The following is a 26,706-nucleotide window of genomic DNA, read 5'->3' as shown; positions in this document are numbered from 1 at the left end:
TAAAAAGCATTAGAAGGTGGGGATGAGCATGTTTAATAATAAGCAAAATGTGGAAATGATGAGAAAGCTAGCAGAAGGGGAACTAGAAATCTTACTAGAAGAAATTAACAATAGTAAAAAAGCACTTCTAAAAGCAGAAACAGTAGAAGAGATAATTGCTATTAAGAAGAAACTTCAAAATATGACTAAAGGAATAGAGGGTTTTGATGAGCAAGTAAGCCATATAGTTCATCAAGTTGATGAAAGTAGACAATTCATCAATAAGCATATTAATGAATTATCAGGATTGGAAAACTCATTAGTAGCAGAATGTAATTCTAGAAATACTCAATGTGAAATAATCTCTGAAAAATCACAAGGTATGACGGAATTGGTTAAAGAGATGAATGCTAAGATACAGGCATCTGTTGAACGTACAAAGCATATGGAACAGCTCTTAGTTGTTATAACAGGAACTATTACAGAGATTAATACAACTGGAAAATCCATGAAAAAACAGGTTAAGACATTTATAGAAACAGCTCAGAATGTTACAAGTAATATTTCTGGTATTGCTTCAATTGCAGAACAAACTAATTTATTAGCACTTAATGCCTCTATTGAGGCAGCTAGAGCAGGAGAAGCTGGCAAGGGCTTTGCTGTAGTTGCAGAGGAGATTAGAAAGCTATCTGATGGCACTAAAGAACTACTAGATCATATGACACAGTTTTTAGGCGATTTAGAGAATGCTTCTATGAAAACGAGTGAAGAAGTGGAAGCAACAACTATAGGAATTGAAAAAATAACGACAGAAATTCAAGAAGTAGACAGAAATATTCAAGATAGTAAAACTAATACAGATTTACTTAAAAATGAAATTGAGACAATGACAGGGTATGTGAGTGAAGTAGAAAGTAGCATTAAACAAAGTAAGGCGCAAAGTGCAGTGACTAACTTTGATTGTGTAAAGACGGCTTCTTTAGAGTTAAAGGAGACAGACCAAGTGTTAGTAACAGCGACTCAGTCTATTAAAGCATTAACAGGAATATATGCAGATTTAATGGATACATTAAAAGAATTAAATAGTTACAAGATTTTAAGTGGTAAATAATATTTAGGTATGAGTTTGATATAGAAAATATGAAAATTCCCCCTCTGCAATGGGGGAATTTTGTGTTGAGCTTACAAAGTAAATTTCCAGTTACTATCAGTTTTTAAAAACAAGGATAAAAAAATGAATAAAACAAATTCTAAAATAAAGTAACATAGGAATACATTACTTGACACAAATGTTTTATAATAATACAATAAGAAGGTTAGTGTGAGAAATATAATATACGGTTGAGGTGAAAAAGATGTCTACAAAATATATTTTTGTTACAGGCGGAGTAGTTTCTGGCTTAGGCAAAGGGATTACAGCAGCGTGCTTAGGAAGATTGTTAAAGGCAAGAGGAAAGAAAGTTACTATTCAAAAATTTGATCCTTATATTAATATAGACCCAGGTACTATGAGCCCCTACCAACATGGAGAAGTATTCGTAACAAACGATGGTAGTGAAACAGATTTAGACTTAGGGCATTATGAAAGATTTATTGATGAAAAATTAAATAAGTATAGCAATGTAACTACAGGTAAAATCTATTGGTCTGTTCTTAACAAAGAACGTAAAGGTGACTACTTAGGTGCAACAGTACAAGTTATTCCTCATATTACAAATATGATCAAAGATTGTGTGTATCGTGTAGGTAATACTGGTGAGACATCTGATGTTGTTATAACAGAGATTGGTGGGACAGTTGGAGATATCGAAAGTTTACCTTTCCTAGAGTCAATTAGACAAGTAGCCACAGATGTGGGTAGAGAAAATGTATTATACATTCATGTAACACTTATTCCATACCTTGCTAAATCAGGAGAAATGAAAACAAAGCCTACTCAACATTCTGTAAAAGAGTTACTTTCTATAGGTATTCAACCAGATATTATAGTATGTCGCAGTGAGCATCCTATTTCAGAAGATATGAAATATAAGATGGCATTATTCTGTAATGTAGATAAGGATTGTGTTGTACAAAATTTAGATGCAGAGACACTTTATCAAGTACCTTTAATGTTAGAAGAAGAGGGTCTTGCTAAAATTGTATGTAAAAAATTAGGAATGGATTGTCCACAGCCGGATTTAACAGAATGGAAAGCAATGATCGAAAAAGAAAGAAATAGAGATAAAGTAACTAAGATTGCTTTAGTAGGTAAATATGTAGAATTACATGATGCTTATCTTTCAATTGTAGAATCATTACATCATGCAGGAATTTATCATGGTACAGAAATTGACATTGATTGGATTAATGCAGAAACAGTAACAAAAGATAATGCGGCTGAAATTTTCAAAGATGTACAAGGTATTTTAGTACCAGGAGGCTTTGGAGATAGAGGTGTAGAAGGTAAGATTGAAGCAGTACGTTATGCGAGAGAAAATAAAGTACCTTTCTTTGGAATTTGCTTAGGTATGCAATGTGCAGTAATTGAATTTGCAAGACATGTAGCAGGACTTGAAGGGGCTCATAGCTCAGAGCTAGCACCAAATACAAAATATCCAGTTATTGATCTTATGCCAGATCAAAAAGATATTGAAGATTTAGGTGGTACAATGAGACTTGGAGCTTATCCATGTGTACTTAAAGAAAACAGTAATTCATATGCTGCATATGGTGCAAAACAAATAGAAGAAAGACACCGTCACCGCTATGAATATAACAATGAATATAGAAGCCTTTTAACAAGCAAAGGTTTAAAAATAACAGGAACATCTCCTGATGATAGATTAGTAGAAATCGTTGAGATTGAAGAGCATCCTTGGTTTGTAGGAGCACAGTTCCATCCAGAATTTTTATCAAGACCAAATAGACCTCATCCATTATTCAAAGATTTTGTAGGTGCAGCAGTTAAACAAGAAATAAAATAATTAAAAGCAGTATAAATAGGCTTAAACTCTTTTTCTAGAGTTTAAGCCTATTTATATTTCCAAACTGGTCTATTATTTGCGATTAGTCCCTATTTACTAGGCTATTTAGCTTCTAAGTTACTCCTCAAAACCTGGAGGCTATTAGTAAAGTAAATGTAAGGGTGTTTTACAAAGAATTAACCAGTGAGGAGTTCATAAGATGTGTTACATGTTTAAGGCCTATTATCTTATGACTTTGGATAAAGGAAAACTAATGCTGTATATAGGAAGTAGAAACCAGAGAACAACTACTTCAATAAGCTATATGTAAACAGAATAGCTTTTTCCTAAAATTTTAAAATAAAATCACCACTACAAATAGTAAATGATGATTTTATTTAATCTTATAAGGAATAATAATAAAAATGAGCCAATAAGATTTAGCGCTGCATAATGGTTTTAAGTTTTTCTAAACCGAAGATAATAAGCGCGCCTATAATAAAGAAAATAATATTAAAGGTGGATAATGACATGGGTGCTTTAGGAATATCTAAAGTAGTTGGCCCCATAACAACAGCATAAAGAGAGCCAATCATTAAACCAAAAATAAAATAGATAAGTTGTGAACGTTTAGTTTTGAGTAGCTTACTTATAATACGGACAACGCTAACAATACCGACTAATACACCTATACCAAAAACAATAATTAAAGGAAGTGAAGCAAAATTAAAATGTAAAATGTCTTTTACACCTGTGATAATAGTCGAGTATAGTCCAAATATTAATAGTAAAGTAGAACCTGAAATACCTGGTAAAACCATAGCAGAGATAGCAATCATACCTGCAATAAAAGCATATACGCCTAAGCCGAAAGAAAATTGATTACTACTTATTTCAACGCCACTACCACCTGAAACAGGGTTAAAATAGGTAATAAGTGCTACGATAATGATACCAAGAAGTAAATAGATTACATGTTTAGTATTTTCTTTGATAGTTTCTTTTTCTTCCTTATAAATAAGAGGAATGGAAAATATGATAAAGCCAAGGAATAAAGAACTAACATGATAAATATAAGTATCAAATATAGAAGCAATAAAAAGAATAGATATAATCATACCTACTGCCCAGCCTATACCTATTTTTAATAAAAAAATAAGTGCTTCTTTTTTCTCTTCTTTAGAAGAACGAGATGTAAGGGCGTTAATAGAATCAATAAACTGATTATAAAATCCCATAACAAATGCAATAGTACCTCCTGAAACACCTGGAACACTATCGGCAAATGCCATAAACATACCGCGAATTAAATTAAAGACAATCATAATGTACCTCACTGAATTTTATTTGTTCCTTTGAAACAAGTCACATTTTGTAGTTAATATTAAAATAAGTATATATGAGGCTACAAAGCTAAGCAAGCTAAATTCTAGGAGATGATTGTAAAAAAATAGTAAATATGCAGGGTGTTGATAAGAAAATACACCAAAATGATAAAATTGGCAGCCCATTGACAAATATGAGCAAGTGGTTTTGTATTATGCTCTAAGTAGTGAACTAAGAAGAGTATAGCTATGCCAGGCAAAATAACTTTTATAAGTAAACACAAGTAAGGATTAGTAACAATAGAACGCATAAATGGATTAGCTTCGTAAAAGCCTCCGGTTTTTAAAAAGGTATAAGTAAAAAGTATATCTGTGCAGTTTAAAATATAAAGCCCCCAAAACTTACGAATAAGTTTTCTAGAAGCTTCTACGTGAGTAAGTTTCATTGTGCACCTCCTATAACAATTATTGACAAAAAAATAGAAATTTATAAGCAGTGCTTGACAAGATAAGTTCACCCTTTTAAACTTTCTTTATCAAGGCTTTATAAATGAAGTCAAAGGAGCGACGGAGGGAAAGATGGAAGGTTCGATTAAGATTGTAAATGAGCTATTAGTAGAATTATTTAATGACATACTTAATATAGAGAAAGAATCTCTAAAAAATGGACACTTTAGTGATTTATCTATTACAGAAATGCATGTTTTAGAAGCCATAGGCTTAGAGGATAGAACAATGACAGAAGTAGCGAGTCAAATAGGTATCACAGTGGGAACGTTGACTACTTCTATTAATCGTTTGGTTAAGAAAGAATATGTTTTAAGGGAAAGGTCAGAAACAGATAGACGTTATGTGGAAATAAGACTCTCTAAAAAGGGAAAATTAGCTTATCGTGTTCATGAGGCTTTTCATGAAAAAATGGTAAGAACAATGACAGATAATTTATCAGATCAAGACAATGAGGTACTGATTGCTTCTATGCAACGACTTAACCAATTTTTTAAAGATAATTATAGCGTTTTATCTAAGAAAGATCCTGCTAAAAGCAATGACAAATAAAAGTATATTCTTATAATGAAATGACAAAACTATAGTAGTATGAAAAAAAGAGGTGCTACTATGGGAATTATAAATAAAGAAGAATTTTTTTATGGAAGTTTAAAGAAAACCGATTACTTTGAAAGATGGCATGTCTATTTAGTAGATGCCTCAAAACAACATATGCTGAGTATAGTTCTAGGCGTTTTACTACAAGGAAAAGAAAAATACGCTTTTATACAAATAGGTAGCAATATACCGCATTTGAATCGTATTGTAAAATACCCTATTGAAGCATTTAGCTATACTAGTGATAGTATAACTATTGAAAATAATGTTTTATCAAGAGACTTTATTCAATTAGATTTAGATGAAGAGAAATTTCAATTAAACGGGAAGATTATTTTCTCCCAAGGAAAGCAGTTAGAAACAAAATTCTGGAGACCGGGATTAATGGGTCCTATTAAATGGCTGCCTTTTTTAAATTCTTATCACGAGGTATTATCTTTAACCCATATTATTATGGGAGAAATTAATTTTAACAATAAAGAAATTAGTTTTGATGAAGGAAGAGGAGCTTTAGACAAGGATTGGGGAAAAAGTTTTCCAAATGTATGGCTTTGGATGCAGTGTAATCATTTTCAAAAACATGATGCTGCCATGATGGTAGGAGTGGCTAGAATGCCGATTTTTTTGAATTATTATACTGCTTTTGCTATGCCCTTTTATTTTAATGATAAAACAGAAATTTATGCTAATTATACCGGGGCTCATATTGCCAAATTATATCGCTACAAAGGTTATATTCATTTGATTATCACAGAAAAATCAAAGGTAATTGACCTTAAAGTTTTTGGCAAAGAAGATGTTCCACTAATAGCATCGCCAATGGGACATCTTATTAGGGATGTTTATGAGTGTATAGATTCAAAAATAGAAGTTAAGGTAACACAAGGAGGAAGAACTGTTTTCGAGGATATTGGAGAATGTGCCCATTTAAAAATTGGAGGAAATACGTCTAAACTTAAGTGAAATGACATAAGGTAACTATAAAGAAAGGAGCCTTGATATGTTAGGAATAAAAAAACAATTTATAAAAAATATGATTAAGTTAGAAGTCGTATCCAATACTCCAGGTAAACTTCAAATTTATGTGGCACAGATTAAAAAAGTAGAAGATGAATATAAGAGATATGAGACCTATGCTCAGAAAGCTATAACGTTAATGCCAGGTATTAATAATATTGATGTAGATTATGATAAAGGTATATTGACGATTAATTATGACCCTAATCAAGTAAGTGTACAGAAGGTATATAACTGGTTACAGGTTATGATCGATGTGGGAATTGATTATTATGATGATATTAAGGCAGGCTGGGATATGCAGGGAAATGAAGGAGAGAATGTAGAAAAGGTATGGCAAAAAATGAGGCCAGTTCTACTTGCTCAATTGGGAAAACTAAAGTAAGACAATGCTTAAGAAATAATTTCATTAAAGGAGAGCATATTATACCAAGGTGTTATATAAGATATAACATTAATTGATAATAAAGAATGCAAATTAATTCATATAAATAGCTTGTGCTATTTTATACACACTTTAGTTGAATTTTATTAGGAAACAGAATTAATGAAGTTATTAGAAAAAGTTACGATGTCCCTATATATGGCATATACAAAGTATATTTTGTTAAAAACTATGAGGTTAAAAGGATAGGCATTAATTTCATAATCTAATTAATAAAAGAGAAGCAGTTGCCAAAGTATCTTATTTAGCTTAAGATTATAACGAAAGAAAAGATAAATTATATGCTAAATGAAAAAGCCGATTTAGTGGAAGGAGATACAAGGTTGATAGGAATTATAGGTGCAATGGATGAAGAGATTATATCTCTTAAAAGAAAAATGGAAGTTAAAGAGCAAAAAGAAATAGCAGGTATGACTTTCTACGTAGGAACAGTAGGAGAAAAAGAGATTGTACTTGTAAGATGTGGCATTGGTAAAGTAAATGCAGCTGTATGTACACAGGTTTTAGTAGATATATTCCATGCAGAATACATTATTAATACAGGAGTAGCAGGTGGTCTTTATCCAGAACTCAACATTGGAGATATTGTTATTTCTAGTGATACGGTAGAGCACGATATGGATGCTTCAGCAGTAGGAAATCCTAGAGGGGAAATTCCACGTATGAAAAAAACTTACTTTGAAGCTGACCAAAAGCTCATTGAAGCCGCTCAAAAAGCTGCAGAAAAGCTTAAAGGTGCAGGTAAAGTATATGTAGGAAGAGTAGCTAGTGGTGACCAATTTGTGTGTAGCATGAAAGTAAAAGAAGATATCTATTCTACTTTTACAGCATATTGTGCAGAAATGGAAGGCGCAGCGATTGCACATACTTGTTTCTTAAATCAAGTACCATTTGTTATTATCAGAGCTATTTCTGATAAAGCAGACCAAAGTGCAGATGTTAACTTCGAAGAATTTGTAGATGTAGCAGCTAAAAATGCTAGTAAGATGATTGAAGGGATCTTAAAACACCTTGCATAAAATATCATAGATTTAATGGTAGGAAATATAAGAATAAAGCAATAAAAAAGGACTAAACCTTGCTCATGATAATGTGCCCCAATAAGTTAGACTTTTAGGTCTAGCTTATTGAGGGGAGTTCACATTTCATGAAGTTTAGTCCTTTTTTATTGCTTATAGGCAAGATTTGAAATCAAAGAATTAATGAAAGAAGCACTAAAGATAGGACAGAAGAGAGATGGTGTAATAAATTGCATTCAAATAACTAACAGGGGACAATTATTTACACCAAGACAAGGTGGAACTTATAAAAGGTAATTAAAATCTAAGACGAATCAGCAAGATAATACATAATCAATATTTGAAAAAGTTAGAAAAATATAATAAAATATAATTAGACTACATGTGTTCGTAAGAATATAAAAGATAGAGTGGATATTTATAATCGCAAATTAAAAATAATTAAAAGGAGCGGAGCGTATGAAAAGAAAACTATTTAAAGGGGTATTGGTCTATGCAGTATGTGCTAGTATGGCATTTGCCACAGTGCCTATCTTGGCAGAGGGAAATAGCACAACTGTAGGTAAAAATACAGGAGCTGCAGTAAAGGAAGAAATAGTCCCAGTAGGATGGAGCACTATAGATGCGGCTTATTTAGCGACTATAAACAATAAGATTTTAGATATATCTAGTTTAGATACCAGTACTGGAAATAAGAGTATTGAAATACCAAGTAGTATAAGCAATATAACCATTAAAGGTAATGCAAGCAAGATATATAGCGGGCTATCTATTGTCGTACAAACAAGAACAACACCTTTAAATCTTACGATACAAGATTTAAAAATGAGTGTAAGTGGTAATGGAATAGATGTAACAAGAAATACTTCTATTACAACTTTAATCATAGAAGGTGAGAATAGTATAGTAAGTACTGGGGCAAATGGAATAGCCGTATATACGGGTAATACATTAGAAATTGATGCACCTACAAATTCAGAAACCTTGACAATACAGGCAGGGAATAGTTCGGCTGGAATTGGTGGAAGTAATTATAACACCATAAAGCAAGGAAACGGAAAAATTGTCATTAAAGGTGGAACCATTAACGTTAGAGGTGGAAATCTAGCAGCTGGAATTGGGGCTGGTGAGAGTGCTTCAACGGAGCAACAAGATATCATTATTGAAGATGGAATAATCAACGCTCAAGGAGGAAGTGGAGGAGCGGGGATTGGTACTGCATATATGAAGGCAGCTGATGCAACAAACATTATCATTGAGGGAGGAACCGTGAAGGCACAAGGTGGAGATAGAGGAGCAGGCATCGGTGGTGGTTCACAAGATAATGGGGGCAAAGGTTTTAAGGTATTAATAAAAGGCGGAGAAGTTGAAGCTAGAGGTAGGCTAGGAGGAGCCGGGATTGGAGCAGGAGCTCAGGGAGCTGTTGAAAGTGTTACCATAACAGGTGGAATCATAAAAGCATATGGTTCTGATGACGGTTCATCTAAAGGAGGAGCAGGAATTGGTGGCGGTAGTGAAAGAGGATGTAGTCTGATAGTTATTGGAGAGGAAACACCTGTAGATAATGATCCGTTTATTCAAGAAGCAATAGGTGGATTGGGAGCAGCAGGTATAGGAACAGGGTGTGAAGGAACTGGAAATGAAGTTATTAAGCTGTTGGATGGAATCATTGGATTGGCACAAGGCTCAGGAGGAGCAGCAGGTATAGGCGGAGGTCTTTCTCGTGGCTTTCAAGAGATTTATATAAAGAATACGCAAGTTCAACATGCATATGGTTCAGGTGGAGCTGCTGGTATTGGAACAGGTAAAGAAGGTTCACATGGTACGAATAAAATAACAATTGAAAGTGAGCTTTATGTTGGTGCGGCAAATTATAATGGAAGTATTATTAGTGCACTTGGCGGAGGTTATAACCGTGATACAGGACATTCAAAAGTTACATTAAAATCAGAAGTATTTATGAGTAATAATAAGATTGGTGAGCTTGATGTTACTAATAGCATTCCCAATTTAAAGGTATATGCATTTGAATGTTATAAAGAGGATGGAGTTACTAAAATAGGAACAGGACTAGATTTTTCTATCAGAAGTAATTCTGACCCTAGTTTAAAGTTACATCCTGATAATTATTCAAATGGTACAATTTATGGCTATCTAAAAGACATAGGATCACAAAAGCTAGGAGTAGCAACGGACTATTATATGGAGATAGTAGATGCTGCAACAGGTAAAACTTATTATGCAGAAGAATTTGCTAGGGATACAAGTGATCCCAATCTAACAATCATAAAAATGAAGTTCGTAGAAAAGAAATTTGCTGCTGCAATCGTAAATGCAATGACACTCAACGGAAGTAAAATCATTCCTTTTTCTACAACTAATATTGATTTTGTAACCAAGTTAGAAGAAGATACTTCAGTAACTAAGCCACTACTAGATGAATTTTTAAGAGGTCAAGCAGAAATAGATTTCAATAAAGCAGCTACTGACATTACACCATTTGATTTATCACGAGCTGAAAGTATACGTTTTATGGTATATAAACGAGATGGACTAGAAACAGATACAGTAACACCTAAATATACTTATGATAGTACACTAACTAATGAACTCAATAATTCTATTTCTACAAATATAATTTTAGATAATGTGAATAAGAAAATGATAATTAAATACCCTGCAGGATTGTTGAATTATGGAGAATACAAAATTAGAATTTTGTTACCTAATACATTGACCAAAGATGTAAATAAATATATTGTAGAAAACGTAGAGACTGCAGTTGTAGCAGAACAAAATAAGAAACTTACTGCAACTATAACCTACGGCATAAAAACCTATATTACTATTGATGGAAGAAATGTGGCAAAGGAACAAACTGGAAGTAGTAATATTGATGTAGATGCTAGATATTACTACCTAACTAAGATTAATTAAATAATAAATAGCATATAATAATGATTAAGTATAAAAAAACAACTGACCATTTTGTGTTAGTTGTTTTTTTATACTTAATAGCGACTAAGCAAAAAGCAAATGTATGAGAATTAAATTAATGATATACAAAATATTTTAAAAATGTTAAAATATGTAAATAAGATAAAGGGAGATGAAAAAATGTTAATATTCTTATTGTTGTTTGAAATAGCTATCATATTTATTATTGTTTTATGCCATATGATGCTTGAGAAAAAATATAAGGAAATAGAAAAGAGTATCCAAATTTATACAAGTAAAAGAGCATATCGAACAAAGCAGAGTGTGGCATTTATTGCTGATATTCTAGATCGCCATGAAAAGTACGTTAATGAAGAAGATCAAGTGACAGACTTATATAGTATGATAAAAAGTAGTTTGCTTAAAGAATATATAGGTAAATTCACTTTTATAGGAGTAAATAATGTAGCTAATAAGGCAAAGTACATTATGTGGGGGATTATTATACTAGAAATGGCCATTGGGTTCATCAATAATATTAATACTTCTTTAGAAGGTATAATTGTCATTATTTCTAGTATACTACTAGCAATAGGCGTAGAAATATTTATTATTGTAAAGGCACTAGAAGAAAAGAAAGAAGCAATGATTGTATTAGTAGAAGATTATATTTTAAATACATATCCTCTTCAAACAAATAATAAAACTAAAGTAAGTAACAATAAGGATGAAAGAATGTTAGAAGAGGGACAAGCTAAAGAACTTATTTTATTAAAGAAAGCTCAAAAAAAAGATTTTGACACTAAGCCAATAAAAAATTGCAATAAGAAAAAACAAGAAAAAGAAATAAGTGTCCCTCAAGTAAAATCAAAGGAAAGGTTAACAGAAAAAGACATTGCTATGTTTATTAATCATCTAAGTGATTGATGATATAAAATACAGAATAAAAAAGATACACTATCCCCCTATAAATTAATCAATTTATGGGGGGGGATTTAGTTAAGATGTTTATAGAGGAGAGCTATAATAATAAATATTAACTAAAGTGCTTATAATAGTTATATTATATCATAAAAATTTTGGTAGCTAGAATAATATTAACTATTTCATTCAAAGATAAATTGAATTATAATGAAATAGTTAAAAAATAAATTAACCTGTCGAAAATTAGGAGGTTTAACTCATGAGTAAAATTACTGTTGACTACTCTAAAACAGGAGTACAAGCACATGAAGTAGCATATTTCAAAGAACATGTGGAAACCGCACATAAAATGCTACATGACAAAACAGGAGCTGGTAACGATTTTCTTGGTTGGATTGATTTACCAGTAGATTATGACAAAAATGAATTTGCACGTATTAAAGCAGCAGCAGAAAAGATCCAAAAAGATTCAGACGTACTTATTGTAATTGGTATTGGTGGTTCATATTTAGGTGCTAGAGCATGTATTGATGCTTTAAGTCATACCTTCTACAATGCATTAAGCAAAGACCAAAGAAAATCACCTGAAATTTATTATGTAGGAAATAATATTTCTGGAACTTACTTAAAGGACCTTTTAGATGTATGTGAAGGCAAAGAAGTAAGCGTTAATGTTATTTCAAAATCAGGAACAACAACAGAACCAGCAATTGCTTTCCGTGTATTCAAAAAATTTATGGAAGAAAAGTATGGAAAAGAAGCAGCTAAAAGTCGTATCTTTGCAACAACAGACAAAGCAAGAGGAGCTCTATTAACACTTGCAAAAGAAGAAGGATACGAAACCTTTGTTATTCCAGATGATGTAGGTGGTCGCTTCTCCGTTTTAACACCAGTAGGACTTTTACCTATTGCAGCAGCAGGGATTGATATTGATGAATTAATGAAAGGTGCAGCAGATGCTAGAGTCGAGTTTGCAACACCAAATTTAGAAGAAAATGCTTGCTACCAATATGCAGCTGTAAGAAATGCACTTCTTAGAAAAGGGAAATCAACAGAAATTATTGTTAACTATGAACCTTGTTTACAATATTTCGGTGAATGGTGGAAACAATTATACGGAGAAAGTGAAGGCAAGGATCAAAAAGGTCTTTATCCTTCATCAGTTAACTTTTCTACAGATCTTCACTCTTTAGGTCAATATATTCAAGATGGTCAAAGAATGTTATTCGAAACAGTTATAAATGTAGAAAATGCAAGAAAAGATGTTGTACTTGAAGAAGAAGTATCTGATTTAGATGGTCTTAATTATTTAGCTGGAAAAACAATGGATTTTGTTAATAAAAAAGCATATGAAGGAACTATTCTTGCTCACGTAGATGGTGGAGTACCTAATATGGTTGTTAACTTACCAGCTATTGATGCTTACCATATGGGACAACTTATTTACTTCTTTGAAAAAGCCTGTGGTATTAGTGGTTATTTATTAGGAGTTAATCCATTTGACCAACCAGGTGTAGAAGAATATAAGAAAAATATGTTTGCACTTTTAGGCAAAAAAGGATTTGAATCACTTAGAGAAACACTTTTAGCGAGACTTAATAAATAATATTATAGATAAATCAAAGAAAGCCTTATAAATGAAGCCATATAAGCTCATTTATAAGGCTTTCCTTGAATGAAAAATATCATTTTTCATAGTTGAATATAGGAAAATAACAATTTATTGTAGTAATGAGTGGAAATGTTTAATTTGAGTTTCCAGGGACTTATTTATAGAATAGGATGTTTTGCAACCCTAGTACTTATCTGCTATAATTTGATTATAGAACTAAAACATAAGTTCAGAGAAGGGTGTAATCAATGGATGGAGAACAAAGAAGGGAAGAAATACTAAAATTATTAGAAAGAGAAACAAAACCTATAAGTGGAACATACTTATCTAAGCATTTTAAAGTAAGTAGACAAGTTATCGTTCAAGATGTGGCATTACTTCGTGCAAGTGGATATGATATATTGGCTACTGCAAGAGGGTATATTCTTAATCAAGATGCATCTAACATGTTACAACGGGTAATATGGGTTAAGCATACACATGATGAAGCTGAGGATGAACTTAATACTATTATTGATAATGGTGGGCGTGTAAGAAATGTGATTATTATGCATCCTGTCTATGGAGAAGTAGTTGCAGGCTTAATGATAAAAACGCGTAGAGAGGTTAAGCAGTTTGTGGAAAAGCTAAAAGAGACAAAGGCTAGCACGCTGTTAAGTTTAACTGACGGTATGCATATGCATACTATTGAAGCTAGTAGTAAAGATGAATTAGATATTATAGAAGAGGAATTAAATACTAAAGGGTATTTAGTGACACATTCATAGTTAACATAAAAAGAACATCATCTACAAATGATGTTCTTTTTATGTTAAAAGACAAGGCTAATTGACTGGTGACATGACACATGATATATTGTATGTAAAATGCAAGATAAGGGAGAAAAATAATGGATAATATAAAAACGTGGCGTACATATGGAAAAAAGTTTGTGGATAGGTATCTAATAAAAGGCCTAAGTGGTATGGCACTAGGACTTTTCTCTACCCTACTTATAGGGACTATTATTAAGCAAATAGGCTCATTTATGCCCAATATATGGATAGGACAATTTTTAATGCAATTAGGGGCATTAGCAACAGTTATGACGGGAGTAGGAATTGCTGTAGGTGTTGCACATCAATTACAGGCAAGCAAACTTGTTATGTATTCTAGTATTTTAAATGGTTTAGTAGGTGCGTATGGTGCTAAATTAGTAGCGGGAGCGATTATAACAGAAAGTGGTATTTTATTATCAGGCCCAGGAGATCCAATGGGGGCATTTGTTGCAGCTGTTATTGGAATAGAGATTGGACGCCTTGTATCAGGAAGAACCAAGCTAGACATTTTATTAACACCAGCGGTAACAATTATATCAGGTTGCTTTGTAGCGTATAAGATAGGAACCTCTTTATCTGCTTTTACAACTCTTTTAAGTGAACTTATTAAAGTAGCAGTGCAATTACAACCCTTTTTGATGGGAATAGTCGTATCAGTGGTAATGGGGATATTTTTAACTTTGCCTATTAGCTCTGCAGCCATTGGTGTCATTTTAGATTTATCAGGGATTGCCGGTGGGGCAGCAACAGCAGGCTGCGCAGCTCAAATGATAGGCTTTGCTGTAATGAGTTACAGAGAAAATAAAGTAAATGGACTTGTAGCACAGGGACTAGGAACTTCTATGTTACAAATGCCTAATATTATTAAAAATCCTAAGGTATGGATTCCGCCTATTTTAGCAAGTGCAATTACAGGACCTCTATCAACAGTCGTATTTAAATTAGAAAATATTGCAACTGGATCAGGAATGGGAACTTCAGGACTTGTAGGTCCACTATTAATGTGGCAAACCATGTTAGAAAAAGGAACTAATAATATCATATTATTAATAGAGATTGCACTTATCTGTTTTGTTTTACCTGCAATACTTACTTGGATATTTGCAGAGATAATGAGAAAGAAAAATTGGATTAGAGATAATGACTTAAAGCTAGATCTTTAATCTTGATAATATCTCCATAAGCAATACTTTATACCAGAAGCAATGGTATCAGCCATTTTCATGACAAGTGATAATCTGGTATTTTGAAGTATGACCATATTCATTAAGCTGCTAAAGTTAACGATACCAGTGATATGGATATGTCCTATAGGAGGTAAATCCTTTTTTACGCCTGCGCCAGGCTTAATGGAGCCTTCACCTAGTGTAAGGCAACCAACATTTTCAGCAGCACCTAAACAAGCATCTATGGCCACCACCAAAGCTCTGGGGTGGTCTTTTATTATAGTTTCTAAAGTCTCTTCTAAGTTTTTAGCATGGACGGGATCGTTCAAAGTACCATATAGGGTGACTTGTTCATAAGAAAGTTCTTTAAGCTTATAGCCAACAAGGGGACCTAAACTATCACCAGTAGCTCTATCTGTACCGATACAGACAATTACAAGCTCATTGTGATGAAGAGGTAAATAAAGTGATAGGTAAGAGGAAAAGTGCTTACAAAATAAACTAAGAGGATTTTCTTCGTTAACATTAATGTAGATGGAACTACGTTTATAACCTAAATCCATAAATATATCACCACTTTCTAAATCTCTTTATAGTCTTCCAATTTTGTTGTGATTTATTTACCAATTCATATGGGATTTATTTACATATAAGTTATCTGTAGTAATCACACAATTTATACAAAATATGGTCTATATAATTAAGAAAAATAATGAATTCTTGAATAAAATATCAAAAAGCAAAAAATAAATGTTATATATGGCAATAAAAAAAGTGAAATCATCGACAACAAACATTAAAATATTAACCTTCTGTATAGTATGATATAAATAAAAATGGATAAAAATGGAAGGTGATTTAAGTGGGAAAAATGAGTTATAGACCAAGAAAGAACCAAGGAAAACAAGACCATGGGAGAAAGATGAACTTACAGAAATCTGTAGATATGTTAGAGGAAAGAGAAGAATTACTAAGGTATGGTACAAGCCAAGAAAATATAGAAGAAGTTAATGAAGATAGTAAGATTATTGCTATTAGCAGTAACAAAAAAAATCATGAAAAGTTAGATAATCTCAAGATAATTGGAGAGATGGATTGTAAATATCACATCTTCATTGAAGATTATGTATATACATATATTTATCAATTAGCAAAGGCTGATTTAGCAAAGGAAAGTTCAGCAATATTAATAGGAGAGATCTATGGAGAGAGTAAAGAAGCTGTTGTAAGAGGTATTATTCCTATTAACATGGAGCTGCTAGCAGAAGATAGTGAATGGATAGATGGTAATGTCCTAGAAGATATAGAGCAGAAGAGAAAGTGCTATTTTAAAGATCAAGATATTATTGGCTGGATGCATATGCAACCTGGATATGGAACTATGTTAACGATGAAAGAAGTAAGGGAACATAAAAGTGTATTTGAGGGGAGTGGAAGTATTTGCTTATTAGTGGATGCTATAAATAAGATAGAAACTGCTTTTGTCTATGAAGACGAAGAATTAAAAGAACAGACAGGATACTGTATGTATTACGAACGAAATGAAGCAATGCAACAGTATATGTTGGATCATCCATTTAATAATGGAGCGAAAGAGGAAATGAGAGATGCAGTTGTTAATCAATTTAGAGAAATAGGTAAGATAAGAAAGACTGAATATACTCAACGTAAAAATTTAAATTTTACAGTTATGATAGCAAGCGTCGTTTTGATTGCATTAACAGCTGCTATTGTAAAAATGAATGATAATAAAAGATTAGCAGATACAGTAGTGGCAAATAGTGATGCAACAATGAATCAAATGACTAGTGAAGATATCAATTTAGCAATTACACCGGCAACTATAGGAAACGAGACAAATTTAAAAGTTTCAGATACTGGAATTATGGATGAACAGGTAAAAGAAGAAGCTGAAGAAACACAGCAAAGTACAGGAATAAACGAGAATAAACAAGAAAATCAATCAACTTCTTTGGCGGAAAACCAAGATTACGAAGTATACGTAGTACAAGTAGGTGATACCCTAGCAGACATTAGTTATAAAAAGTATGGGGAAGCTAAAAAATCAATAGATATAGCTAGAATTAATAATATTGAAAATACAGATCAAATATATGTAGGACAAGAATTAAAGTTACCTATTTATAAGCAGAAATAACGCAAAAATAGTAAAAAAACAAATAATTGTGTGCAAATAAACAAAAATAAGTGTATGATAATATATAAGTATATCATTTTTAGAATCGGAGGAATAAAAGTGAAAGACGCTACACTTAAATGTTTATTTGTATCATCCGAAGTTGCTCCTTATGCAAAAACAGGTGGATTAGCAGATGTTATTGGAGCATTACCAAAGAAACTTAGAGAACAAGGTGTGGATGCAAGAGTGGTAATGCCATACTATCAATCTATAAGAAATAAATTTTTTGAACATGATAAACATTTTTTAACAAGCTATGATGTATATCTAGGTTGGCGTATTCAAGGTGTCGGTATTTATTATGATGACCAAATTGTACCGACTTACTTCTTAAAAAGTGATACCTATTTTTCAAGACCAGAACTATATGGATATCAAGATGATTATGAACGTTTTGCGTTCTTTTGCAAAGGTGTATTAGAAATGCTCAGATATATAGACTTTATGCCAGATATTATTCAATGCAACGATTGGCAAACAGGTCCGATTTGTTTATTTTTAAAGGAGATGTACAGTAGAGACACATTTTTTTTTAAAGTTAGAACAGTATATACAATACATAATATAAAATATCAAGGTCTATTTGGCAGAGAAGCCTTGGATGTTTTAGAGTTAACAAATGACTATATGACACCAGAGCGTATCGAATATCATGGTGCTGTGAGTTATATGAAGGCAGGTTTACTTTATTCGGACAAAATTACAACAGTTAGCCCTACTTATGCAGAAGAAATTAAAACTAATGAGTATGGATGTGGATTAGATCGTTTATTAGGGCAGAAGCTTTATTATAAAATTCAAGGCATCTTAAATGGCATAGATTATGATATATATAACCCGGAAACAGATAAGTATATATATGAGAATTATACAGAGAGCACATTGGATAAAAAGAAAAAGAACAAGGTAGCTTTTCAAAAAGAATATGGATTAGAACAAACAGATGCAATGTTGATTGGTGTGGTGTCTAGGATTACGGACCAAAAAGGGTTTGATTTAATGAAAGAACAAATCTATAATATGTGGGTTATGGATAAAATTATGCAACTTAATGTTCAATTTGTTATTCTAGGAACAGGTGAAAAAGAGTATGAGGATATGTTTAAACATTTTGCATATAAGTATCAAGGAAGAGCCAATGTATTTCTAACTTTTAACGAGGCTTTAGCACAAAAGATATATGCTGCTAGCGACGTGTTTTTAATGCCCTCTTTATTTGAACCCTGTGGTTTAGGGCAGCTTATTGCTATGAGATATGGGACGGTACCTATTGTTAGAAAAACAGGTGGATTAAAAGATACAGTTATTCATTATAATATGGAAACTAGAGAGGGAACCGGATTTGAATTTGAGGAATGCTCAGGATATTGGATGTATAAAAAAATAGAAGAGGCTCAATGGTTTTATAGCAATGAAAAAGAACATTTCAGACAAATGCAAATTAATGGAATGAAAAAAGACTTTTCTTGGGATGATGCAGCAAAGAAATATCAAATATTATATAGGACAATGATTTAGAAATAAAGGGCTACAACATAATAGCTTAAAAAGGAGAAATAGAAATATAAAAGTTTCTGCTACACTAAGTAAAATGTTGGGCCTTTTATTATGTTCATTTTTAAATCTTTCTTTGAAAAAAATTCTATGTGTTGTATGATAAAAGAAGGGATTTAATAGAGGAGGAAACAGAATGACAGATGTTATTAAAAAACGTCGGTTTAAAATTACAAATATCATACTACTCATTATTGTTATGGGAATCTTTGTTTACATAGCAGAGCTTCAGGGATGGATTAATATACATAATGAAGGACAAGCAACCTTGATAGAAAGTGACACTATATTAACATTAGATACTAAAGAGAAAACGTATGTTGGAGTAAATAACAAACAAATTTATAAGATAACTACAGATGGAATTACAGCATATGATTTTGATAAGCAAGAAATTTGGTCAGATACATTAAGTTTAAATAGCATTATTGTTAAGCAGAGGACACCGTATATTGCAGTAGGAAGCAAAGATGGAAAAAGTGTTATTTTATTTAATGATAAAGGAAGACAGACTGAAATAACTACAACTAATCCAATCATTTATTTTTCTGTCAATCAAGAAGGAAGTATGGTAACTATAGAAGAAAGTGAAAAATCTCATACTGTAACTGCTTACGATAAGAGCGGTAAATTTATATGCAAAAGGACAAGCTTTATAGAAAATGATGGCTATCCAATAGTAGCCGAAATATCTCCTAATAGCAACTTGCTTCTTGTCAGCTACATAAATATAAATGAGCCACAAGTAGTATCAACACTAATAGGAATTGATGTTACTGATAAACAGACAGAACAACTAGATAATATTAAATATGGAATAAAGCAAAAAGATAATCTTATCTATGCTCTTGAATTTATAAATGAGAATACTTTAGTAAGTGTAGGCGATAAAAAGGTAACATGGTATGATACCGAAGGGAACGAACAAACAACAAAGAGCAATTTATATTCAGTATTTACTCCATATATAATGGAAATGAGTAAATACGGTGATGGGTACCTCCCTCTTATTATAAGTGAAAAACCAGCTCAAAATATTATTCATCGCCAGGATCAATTAATTTATTTGAATTCGAAAGGTCAAGAAATATTTAAATTACAGTTAAAAGAAGGAGCCGAAAGTTTTTATTCAGATTCAAGTGGAGTAGTTTATAAAAGTGAGGGAATCTTTAAGGGATATGACAGATTAGGAAACTTGATTTTTGAATATAGTCCTACTCTAGATGTTAGTAAGGTGATTTATTCTACTACTTTGAAGAGAGGTATTGCCATAAATAAAGAAAAAGTTATTTTACTTACCCCAAAGAAGGAGAGAAAATAGAAATGCTAGATTTGAGTGTTATTATCGTAGTAAGTATTTTTGGCATAATAGGCTATAAAAGAGGCTTTATAAAGTCAATTTTGACATTTGGAACTTCAATTATAGCATTAGTATTATCTTTTATTGTTTATCCTATGATGACGATGTTATTAAGGATAACACCAGTTTATACGTGGATTTATCAGACTATTAGTAAGAAGGTAGAAGATATTTCATTTGGTGGAGGCTTACAATCACAGGGAGATGCTATTACGAAAAATATTACATGGATGCCGGATATACTTGTTGAACAGGTTAAAAATAATAACAATACAGCTATGTATGACTTATTGGGTGCTACTAATATTAAAGAGTATATAAGTCTTTATGTTACTCAAATGCTTATGGGGATGCTAGCACTATTTTTAACATGGGTAGTTCTAAAGATAATATTAACCACAGTTATTAAACTTTTATCAGGAATTATCGAGCATTTACCCATTATTTCAACATTTAATAAACAAGGGGGGCTATGTTTAGGGATTATTAAGGGGATTTTAATGTTATCTATCGTTGGGCTTATTATTCCAATCTTGATTGAGATACCTAGTATACAAAGTATTTATTTAGAAATACAATCAAGTTATTTATCGAAATGGTTGTATGAAAATAACTTAATAATTATGGTATATAATTATTTGTTTCATATATAAATAGAGCCGTGTAGGAATACGGTCTAAAATAATTAATTTTTAAATAAGACTTGCGATAAAATAACTTATTACTTTATCACAAGTCTTATTTAAAAACATAAAAATAAAGGATAAAAAAATGGTAGAAAGTAGTTGACACTAGTAAAATGACATGATAATATAATATACGTCGCTGAGGAAAGTCGGCGTCGACAAATGAACTTTGAAAACAAAATAGTAACTATAAACCAGTCGATTCATTACGTCTCTAATAAGAGATGAGAATCAGTACAACTTGTACTAAGTAAAATAGTCAGTAGTAGAAATACTACACGGACAAACTTTTATATGAGAGTTTGATCCTGGCTCAGGATGAACGCTGGCGGCGTGCTTAACACATGCAAGTCGAACGAAGTGATAGGAGCTTGCTCCTAGAACTTAGTGGCGGACGGGTGAGTAACGCGTGGGTAACCTGCCCTATGCAGGGGGATAACGTTTGGAAACGAACGCTAATACCGCATAAACTATGGACAATCGCATGATTGTTATAGTAAAGATTTTATCGGCATAGGATGGACCCGCGTTGGATTAGCTAGTTGGTGAGATAACAGCCCACCAAGGCGACGATCCATAGCCGGCCTGAGAGGGTGAACGGCCACATTGGGACTGAGACACGGCCCAAACTCCTACGGGAGGCAGCAGTGGGGAATATTGCACAATGGGCGCAAGCCTGATGCAGCGACGCCGCGTGAAGGAAGAAGGTCTTCGGATTGTAAACTTCTATCAGCAGGGAAGAAAAAAATGACGGTACCTGACTAAGAAGCTCCGGCTAACTACGTGCCAGCAGCCGCGGTAATACGTAGGGAGCGAGCGTTATCCGGATTTACTGGGTGTAAAGGGTGCGTAGGCGGTTTGTTAAGTCAGAAGTGAAATTTAGGGGCTCAACCTCTAAGCTGCTTCTGAAACTGATGAACTAGAGTGTGGGAGAGGAAAGTGGAATTCCGAGTGTAGCGGTGAAATGCGTAGAGATTCGGAGGAACACCAGTAGCGAAGGCGGCTTTCTGGACCATAACTGACGCTGAGGCACGAAAGCGTGGGGAGCAAACAGGATTAGATACCCTGGTAGTCCACGCTGTAAACGATGAATGCTAGGTGTCGGGGCTTACGGGTCTCGGTGCCGAAGTTAACACATTAAGCATTCCACCTGGGAAGTACGATCGCAAGATTGAAACTCAAAGGAATTGACGGGGACCCGCACAAGCGGTGGAGCATGTGGTTTAATTCGAAGCAACGCGAAGAACCTTACCTAAACTTGACATCCCGATGACCGAAGGGTAATGCCTTCTTTCCTAGCTTGCTAGGACATTGGTGACAGGTGGTGCATGGTTGTCGTCAGCTCGTGTCGTGAGATGTTGGGTTAAGTCCCGCAACGAGCGCAACCCCTATCTTTAGTAGCCAGCATTGAGTTGGGCACTCTAGAGAGACTGCCAGGGATAACTTGGAGGAAGGTGGGGATGACGTCAAATCATCATGCCCCTTATGTTTAGGGCTACACACGTGCTACAATGGCTGCTACAAAGGGAAGCGATCTCGCGAGAGTCAGCAAACCTCAAAAAAGCAGTCCCAGTTCGGATTGTAGTCTGCAACTCGACTACATGAAGTTGGAATCGCTAGTAATCGCGAATCAGAATGTCGCGGTGAATACGTTCCCGGGTCTTGTACACACCGCCCGTCACACCATGGGAGTTGGGGGGGCCCAACGCCGGTGACCCAACCCTTCGGGGAGGGAGCCGTCTAAGGCAAAACCAATAACTGGGGTGAAGTCGTAACAAGGTAGCCGTATCGGAAGGTGCGGCTGGATCACCTCCTTTCTAAGGATAGAAATCGAAGGTTTAATAGTTACTGTTTTGCTTTGAGAGTTCATCGCTAGATGTAACTATCAAAGCACCGAACCGAAGTGAAACGGCGGTGAGGTGTTGCTTAAGATCTAGTGTAAAATTGAATTCTAATAAATTTGTGGTGATGATGCGCTTAGGGGAAACACCCGTTTCCATTCCGAACACGTAGGTTAAGACCTAAGCGGCTGATGGTACTTGTCGGGAGACTGACTGGGAGAGTAAGTGGTTGCCACATTTTATAGGCTCGTAGCTCAGGTGGTTAGAGCGCACGCCTGATAAGCGTGAGGTCGGTGGTTCGAGTCCACTCGGGCCTATTCACTTTTAAGAAGTGATGATAGGATTAACTCAATAATAAAAAACACCATATGGGGGTTTAGCTCAGTTGGGAGAGCACCTGCCTTGCACGCAGGGGGTCAAGGGTTCGAATCCCTTAATCTCCACTGTCCTTACAATAGGACAATTTGTACTTTGAAAACTAAACACAATTTAAAATAGATTTGTAAGTTATAGCAATATAACTTGCGCCTAACGATAAATGTACACGCACATTAGTGCAAAAATGTTTGTCAGGGTGTAAAATCTACAATTTAACCGATAATAAATATTCTTTGTATTCAACGAAAGTTGATTAACAAGGCACAAACGACCGATTAACGAAAGTTAATCATTATAGGTCAAGCTACTAAGAGCGTAGAGTGGATGCCTTGGCACCGAGAGCCGATGAAGGACGTGATAAGCTGCGAAAAGCTACGGGGAGTTGCAAATAAACTTTGATCCGTAGATATCCGAATGGGGAAACCTGGCAGAGCAAACCTCTGTCATCCTATAGCCAATACATAACTATAGGAAGGGAACGAAGGGAACTGAAACATCTAAGTACCTTCAGGAGGAGAAAGAAACATCGATTTCCTAAGTAGCGGCGAGCGAAAGGGAAACAGGCCAAACCAGATTACTTGTAATCTGGGGTTGAGGACTGCGTCATGGCAAGAATGCGGATAGCTGAAGAGTCTGGAAAGTCTCATCAAAGAGGGTGATAATCCCGTAAGCGAAATCCAAGTGAAGCCTAGCAGTATCCAGAGTACCACGAGACACGAGAAACCTTGTGGGAAGCCGGGGGGACCACCCCCCAAGCCTAAATACTCCTCGGTGACCGATAGCGCATAGTACTGTGAAGGAAAGGTGAAAAGAACCCCGGGAGGGGAGTGAAAGAGAACCTGAAACTCTATGTTTACAAGCAGTGGAAGCGCCATATGATGCGCAACCGCGTACTTTTTGTAGAACGGTCCGGCGAGTTACTAGCTGTGGCAAGGTTAAGTACCAGGAGGTACGAAGCCGAAGGGAAACCAAGTCTGAATAGGGCGCCAAAATAGTCATTGTTAGTAGACCCGAAACCGGGTGACCTACCCATGTGCAGGATGAAGTTACCGTAAAAGGTAATGGAGGTCCGAACTCACATCTGTTGAAAAAGGTGGAGATGACGTGTGGGTAGCGGAGAAATTCCAATCGAACCCGGAGATAGCTGGTTCTCCTCGAAATAGCTTTAGGGCTAGCGTTGATAGGAGTCTAATGGAGGTAAAGCACTGAATTGCCTAGGGGGCCCACAAGCTTACCGAAGCATATCAAACTAAGAATGCCATCAAGATACCGTCAGCAGTCAGACTACGAGTGATAAGACACGTGGTCAAAAGGAAAACAGTCCAGACCATCAGCTAAGGTCCCCAAGTGTGTGTTAAGTGGAAAAGGATGTGAGATTTCGAAGACAACTAGGATGTTGGCTTAGAAGCAGCCACTCATTCAAAGAGTGCGTAATAGCTCACTAGTCGAGAGATCTTGCGCCGAAAATGTCCGGGGCTAAAACACACCACCGAAGCTATGGAATTCACAATAGTGGATTGGTAGAGGAGCGTTGTAACGACGCAGAAGCAGTACCGTAAGGAGCTGTGGAGTAATTACAAGTGAGAATGCCGGAATGAGTAGCGAGATACAAGTGAGAATCTTGTAGGCCGAATATCCAAGGTTTCCAGAGTAAAGCTGATCTGCTCTGGGTAAGTCGGGACCTAAGGCGAGGACGAAAGTCGTAGTCGATGGACAACTGGTTCATATTCCAGTACTACCTATTATCAGAACTGCAGGGACGCAGGAGGATAAGCAAACCCAGGAATGGTATCCTGGGCCAAGCACAAAGTCGCACCTAATAGGCAAATCCGTTAGGCGAGGATGAAGTGTGATGGGGATCGAAATAAAAGTAGAGAAGTTGCTGAATCCACACTGCCGAGAAAAGCTGCTATTGCGTGATAGGTACCCGTACCGTAAACCGACACAGGTGGATGAGGAGAGAATCCTAAGGCCGACGGGAGAAGCGTTGTTAAGGAACTCGGCAAAATGACCCCGTAACTTAGGGAGAAGGGGTGCCTACTTAGGTAGGCCGCAGAGAATAGGCCCAAGCAACTGTTTAACAAAAACACAGGTCTTTGCTAAACCGAAAGGTGATGTATAAGGGCTGACGCCTGCCCGGTGCTGGAAGGTTAAGGGGAGAGGTTAGTCTAAGGACGAAGCTTTGAACTTAAGCCCCAGTAAACGGCGGCCGTAACTATAACGGTCCTAAGGTAGCGAAATTCCTTGTCAGGTAAGTTCTGACCCGCACGAAAGGCGTAATGATTTGGGCACTGTCTCGACAGCGCACCCGGTGAAATTGTAGTACCAGTGAAGATGCTGGTTACCCGCGACAGGACGGAAAGACCCCGTGGAGCTTTACTGTAGCTTGATACTGAGGTTGGGTATTACATGTACAGGATAGGAGGGAGACTGAGAAATCTGGACGCCAGTCTAGGTGGAGTCGCCGGTGGGATACCTCTCTTGTAATACTTAACTTCTAACCATGGCCCGTTACCCGGGTCTGGGACAATGTCAGGTGGACAGTTTGACTGGGGCGGTCGCCTCCTAAAGAGTAACGGAGGCGCTCAAAGGTAACCTCAGAATGGTCGGAAACCATTCGAAGAGTGCAAAGGCATAAGGTTGCTTGACTGCGACACCGACGGGTGGAGCAGGTACGAAAGTAGGACTTAGTGATCCGGTGGTATGAAAGTGGGATTGCCATCGCTCAACGGATAAAAGCTACCCCGGGGATAACAGGCTTATCTCCCCCAAGAGTTCACATCGACGGGGAGGTTTGGCACCTCGATGTCGGCTCATCGCATCCTGGAGCTGAAGCAGGTTCCAAGGGTTGGGCTGTTCGCCCATTAAAGCGGTACGCGAGCTGGGTTCAGAACGTCGTGAGACAGTTCGGTCCCTATCCGTCGTGGGCGCAGGAAATTTGAGTGGAGCTGTCCTTAGTACGAGAGGACCGGGATGGACGGACCACTGGTGCATCTGTTGTCATACCAATGGCATAGCAGAGTAGCCAAGTCTGGATCTGATAAACGCTGAAGGCATCTAAGCGTGAAGCAGACCACAAGATAAGATTTCCCATCCGAAAGGAGTAAGACCCCTTAGAGACTATGAGGTAGATAGGTTGGAGCTGTAAGTGTAGTAATACATTGAGGTGACCAATACTAACGGTTCGAGGGTTTGACCTAGATAATAAAGGTTGAATAAAAAATTGTGTTTAGTTTTGGAAGTATAAAGGTGTTGACATAAGTCAATAGATATGATATACTTCATAAGTGCTCAAGAGAGTAAAAGAAATAATCCTCGATAGCTCAGCGGCAGAGCATCCGGCTGTTAACCGGAGGGTCGTAGGTTCGAACCCTACTCGGGGAGTTTAAATAA

Annotated in this window: 18 protein-coding genes, 3 tRNA genes and 3 rRNA genes; 21 read left to right on the top strand and 3 right to left on the bottom strand. The window is 35.3% G+C overall.

What is annotated here, in order from left to right:
* Positions 1 to 28: 28 nt before the first annotated feature.
* Positions 29 to 1,090, top strand: coding sequence for a methyl-accepting chemotaxis protein (locus tag QTL86_RS12455; RefSeq protein ID WP_410494986.1), 1,062 nt, complete (start codon positions 29 to 31; stop codon positions 1,088 to 1,090).
* A gap of 244 nt (positions 1,091 to 1,334) precedes the next feature.
* Positions 1,335 to 2,945, top strand: coding sequence for a CTP synthase (locus QTL86_RS12450; protein ID WP_410494985.1), 1,611 nt, complete (start codon positions 1,335 to 1,337; stop codon positions 2,943 to 2,945).
* Between the two features lie 419 nt (positions 2,946 to 3,364).
* Here QTL86_RS12450 and QTL86_RS12445 read toward each other — a convergent pair whose 3' ends face one another.
* Positions 3,365 to 4,249: a DUF368 domain-containing protein gene (locus QTL86_RS12445; protein WP_410494984.1), complete on the bottom strand. Its 885-nt coding sequence runs from the start codon at positions 4,247 to 4,249 to the stop codon at positions 3,365 to 3,367.
* 104 nt (positions 4,250 to 4,353) lie between these two features.
* Positions 4,354 to 4,695: a DUF5658 family protein gene (locus QTL86_RS12440; RefSeq protein ID WP_127065894.1), complete on the bottom strand. Its 342-nt coding sequence runs from the start codon at positions 4,693 to 4,695 to the stop codon at positions 4,354 to 4,356.
* Between the two features lie 133 nt (positions 4,696 to 4,828).
* Between QTL86_RS12440 and QTL86_RS12435 the strand changes: the two genes are divergently transcribed.
* From QTL86_RS12435 to QTL86_RS12395, 9 genes are all read left to right on the top strand, one after another.
* Positions 4,829 to 5,308, top strand: a complete 480-nt coding sequence (locus QTL86_RS12435) for a MarR family winged helix-turn-helix transcriptional regulator (protein ID WP_013656085.1) — start codon at positions 4,829 to 4,831, stop codon at positions 5,306 to 5,308.
* A gap of 60 nt (positions 5,309 to 5,368) precedes the next feature.
* Positions 5,369 to 6,319, top strand: a complete 951-nt coding sequence (locus tag QTL86_RS12430; protein ID WP_190283539.1) for a tocopherol cyclase family protein — start codon at positions 5,369 to 5,371, stop codon at positions 6,317 to 6,319.
* 37 nt (positions 6,320 to 6,356) lie between these two features.
* A complete protein-coding gene (locus QTL86_RS12425) occupies positions 6,357 to 6,758 on the top strand; it encodes a heavy-metal-associated domain-containing protein (RefSeq protein ID WP_013656087.1) in 402 nt (133 codons plus the stop codon).
* Between the two features lie 341 nt (positions 6,759 to 7,099).
* Positions 7,100 to 7,837, top strand: a complete 738-nt coding sequence (locus tag QTL86_RS12420; RefSeq protein WP_127065896.1) for a 5'-methylthioadenosine/adenosylhomocysteine nucleosidase — start codon at positions 7,100 to 7,102, stop codon at positions 7,835 to 7,837.
* 459 nt (positions 7,838 to 8,296) lie between these two features.
* Positions 8,297 to 10,774 (top strand): hypothetical protein, encoded by a 2,478-nt coding sequence (locus QTL86_RS12415; protein ID WP_127065897.1) that lies wholly within the window; start codon positions 8,297 to 8,299, stop codon positions 10,772 to 10,774.
* Between the two features lie 180 nt (positions 10,775 to 10,954).
* The gene (locus QTL86_RS12410; RefSeq protein ID WP_127065898.1) at positions 10,955 to 11,701 is read left to right on the top strand and encodes a hypothetical protein; all 747 of its coding nucleotides are present in this window, start codon (positions 10,955 to 10,957) and stop codon (positions 11,699 to 11,701) included.
* Between the two features lie 256 nt (positions 11,702 to 11,957).
* Positions 11,958 to 13,304, top strand: coding sequence for a glucose-6-phosphate isomerase (locus QTL86_RS12405; RefSeq protein ID WP_127065899.1), 1,347 nt, complete (start codon positions 11,958 to 11,960; stop codon positions 13,302 to 13,304).
* Between the two features lie 254 nt (positions 13,305 to 13,558).
* Positions 13,559 to 14,077: a transcription repressor NadR gene (locus QTL86_RS12400; protein ID WP_127065900.1), complete on the top strand. Its 519-nt coding sequence runs from the start codon at positions 13,559 to 13,561 to the stop codon at positions 14,075 to 14,077.
* 122 nt (positions 14,078 to 14,199) lie between these two features.
* Positions 14,200 to 15,291, top strand: a complete 1,092-nt coding sequence (locus QTL86_RS12395) for a PTS transporter subunit IIC (RefSeq protein ID WP_190283540.1) — start codon at positions 14,200 to 14,202, stop codon at positions 15,289 to 15,291.
* Here QTL86_RS12395 and yyaC read toward each other — a convergent pair.
* Complete coding sequence (gene yyaC / locus QTL86_RS12390) at positions 15,288 to 15,857, bottom strand: spore protease YyaC (protein ID WP_127065901.1); 570 nt, start codon at positions 15,855 to 15,857, stop codon at positions 15,288 to 15,290. The genes QTL86_RS12395 and yyaC overlap by 4 nt on opposite strands.
* A gap of 308 nt (positions 15,858 to 16,165) precedes the next feature.
* Between yyaC and QTL86_RS12385 the strand changes: the two genes are divergently transcribed.
* From QTL86_RS12385 to QTL86_RS12340, 10 genes are all read left to right on the top strand, one after another.
* Entirely contained in the window at positions 16,166 to 17,452 is a 1,287-nt protein-coding gene (locus tag QTL86_RS12385; RefSeq protein WP_190283541.1) for a LysM peptidoglycan-binding domain-containing protein, read from the top strand.
* A 99-nt stretch (positions 17,453 to 17,551) separates the two neighbouring features.
* Complete coding sequence (locus tag QTL86_RS12380) at positions 17,552 to 19,012, top strand: glycogen synthase (RefSeq protein ID WP_410494983.1); 1,461 nt, start codon at positions 17,552 to 17,554, stop codon at positions 19,010 to 19,012.
* A 172-nt stretch (positions 19,013 to 19,184) separates the two neighbouring features.
* Complete coding sequence (locus QTL86_RS12375; protein ID WP_127065904.1) at positions 19,185 to 20,369, top strand: DUF5711 family protein; 1,185 nt, start codon at positions 19,185 to 19,187, stop codon at positions 20,367 to 20,369.
* 2 nt (positions 20,370 to 20,371) lie between these two features.
* On the top strand, positions 20,372 to 21,061 hold the full coding sequence (locus tag QTL86_RS12370) for a CvpA family protein (protein WP_013656098.1): 690 nt from the start codon (positions 20,372 to 20,374) through the stop codon (positions 21,059 to 21,061).
* 323 nt (positions 21,062 to 21,384) lie between these two features.
* Positions 21,385 to 22,911: ribosomal RNA gene (locus QTL86_RS12365) — 16S ribosomal RNA — on the top strand.
* Between the two features lie 144 nt (positions 22,912 to 23,055).
* Positions 23,056 to 23,173, top strand: a 5S ribosomal RNA gene (gene rrf / locus QTL86_RS12360).
* 5 nt (positions 23,174 to 23,178) lie between these two features.
* A tRNA-Ile gene (locus QTL86_RS12355) sits at positions 23,179 to 23,252 on the top strand.
* Positions 23,253 to 23,305: 53 nt separating this feature from the next.
* A tRNA-Ala gene (locus QTL86_RS12350) sits at positions 23,306 to 23,378 on the top strand.
* Positions 23,379 to 23,610: 232 nt separating this feature from the next.
* Positions 23,611 to 26,513: ribosomal RNA gene (locus tag QTL86_RS12345) — 23S ribosomal RNA — on the top strand.
* The 16S, 23S and 5S rRNA genes sit together here with 3 tRNA genes alongside, the layout of an rRNA operon.
* A gap of 112 nt (positions 26,514 to 26,625) precedes the next feature.
* Positions 26,626 to 26,697 (top strand) — tRNA-Asn (locus QTL86_RS12340).
* Positions 26,698 to 26,706: the final 9 nt, after the last annotated feature.

The organism is Cellulosilyticum sp. ST5 (assembly GCF_046529625.1).
Taxonomy (GTDB): Bacteria; Bacillota; Clostridia; order Lachnospirales; family Cellulosilyticaceae; genus Cellulosilyticum; species Cellulosilyticum lentocellum.
The sequence above is the reverse complement of the archived record's forward strand: the minus strand, read 5'-3'. Positions and strand labels throughout refer to the sequence as shown.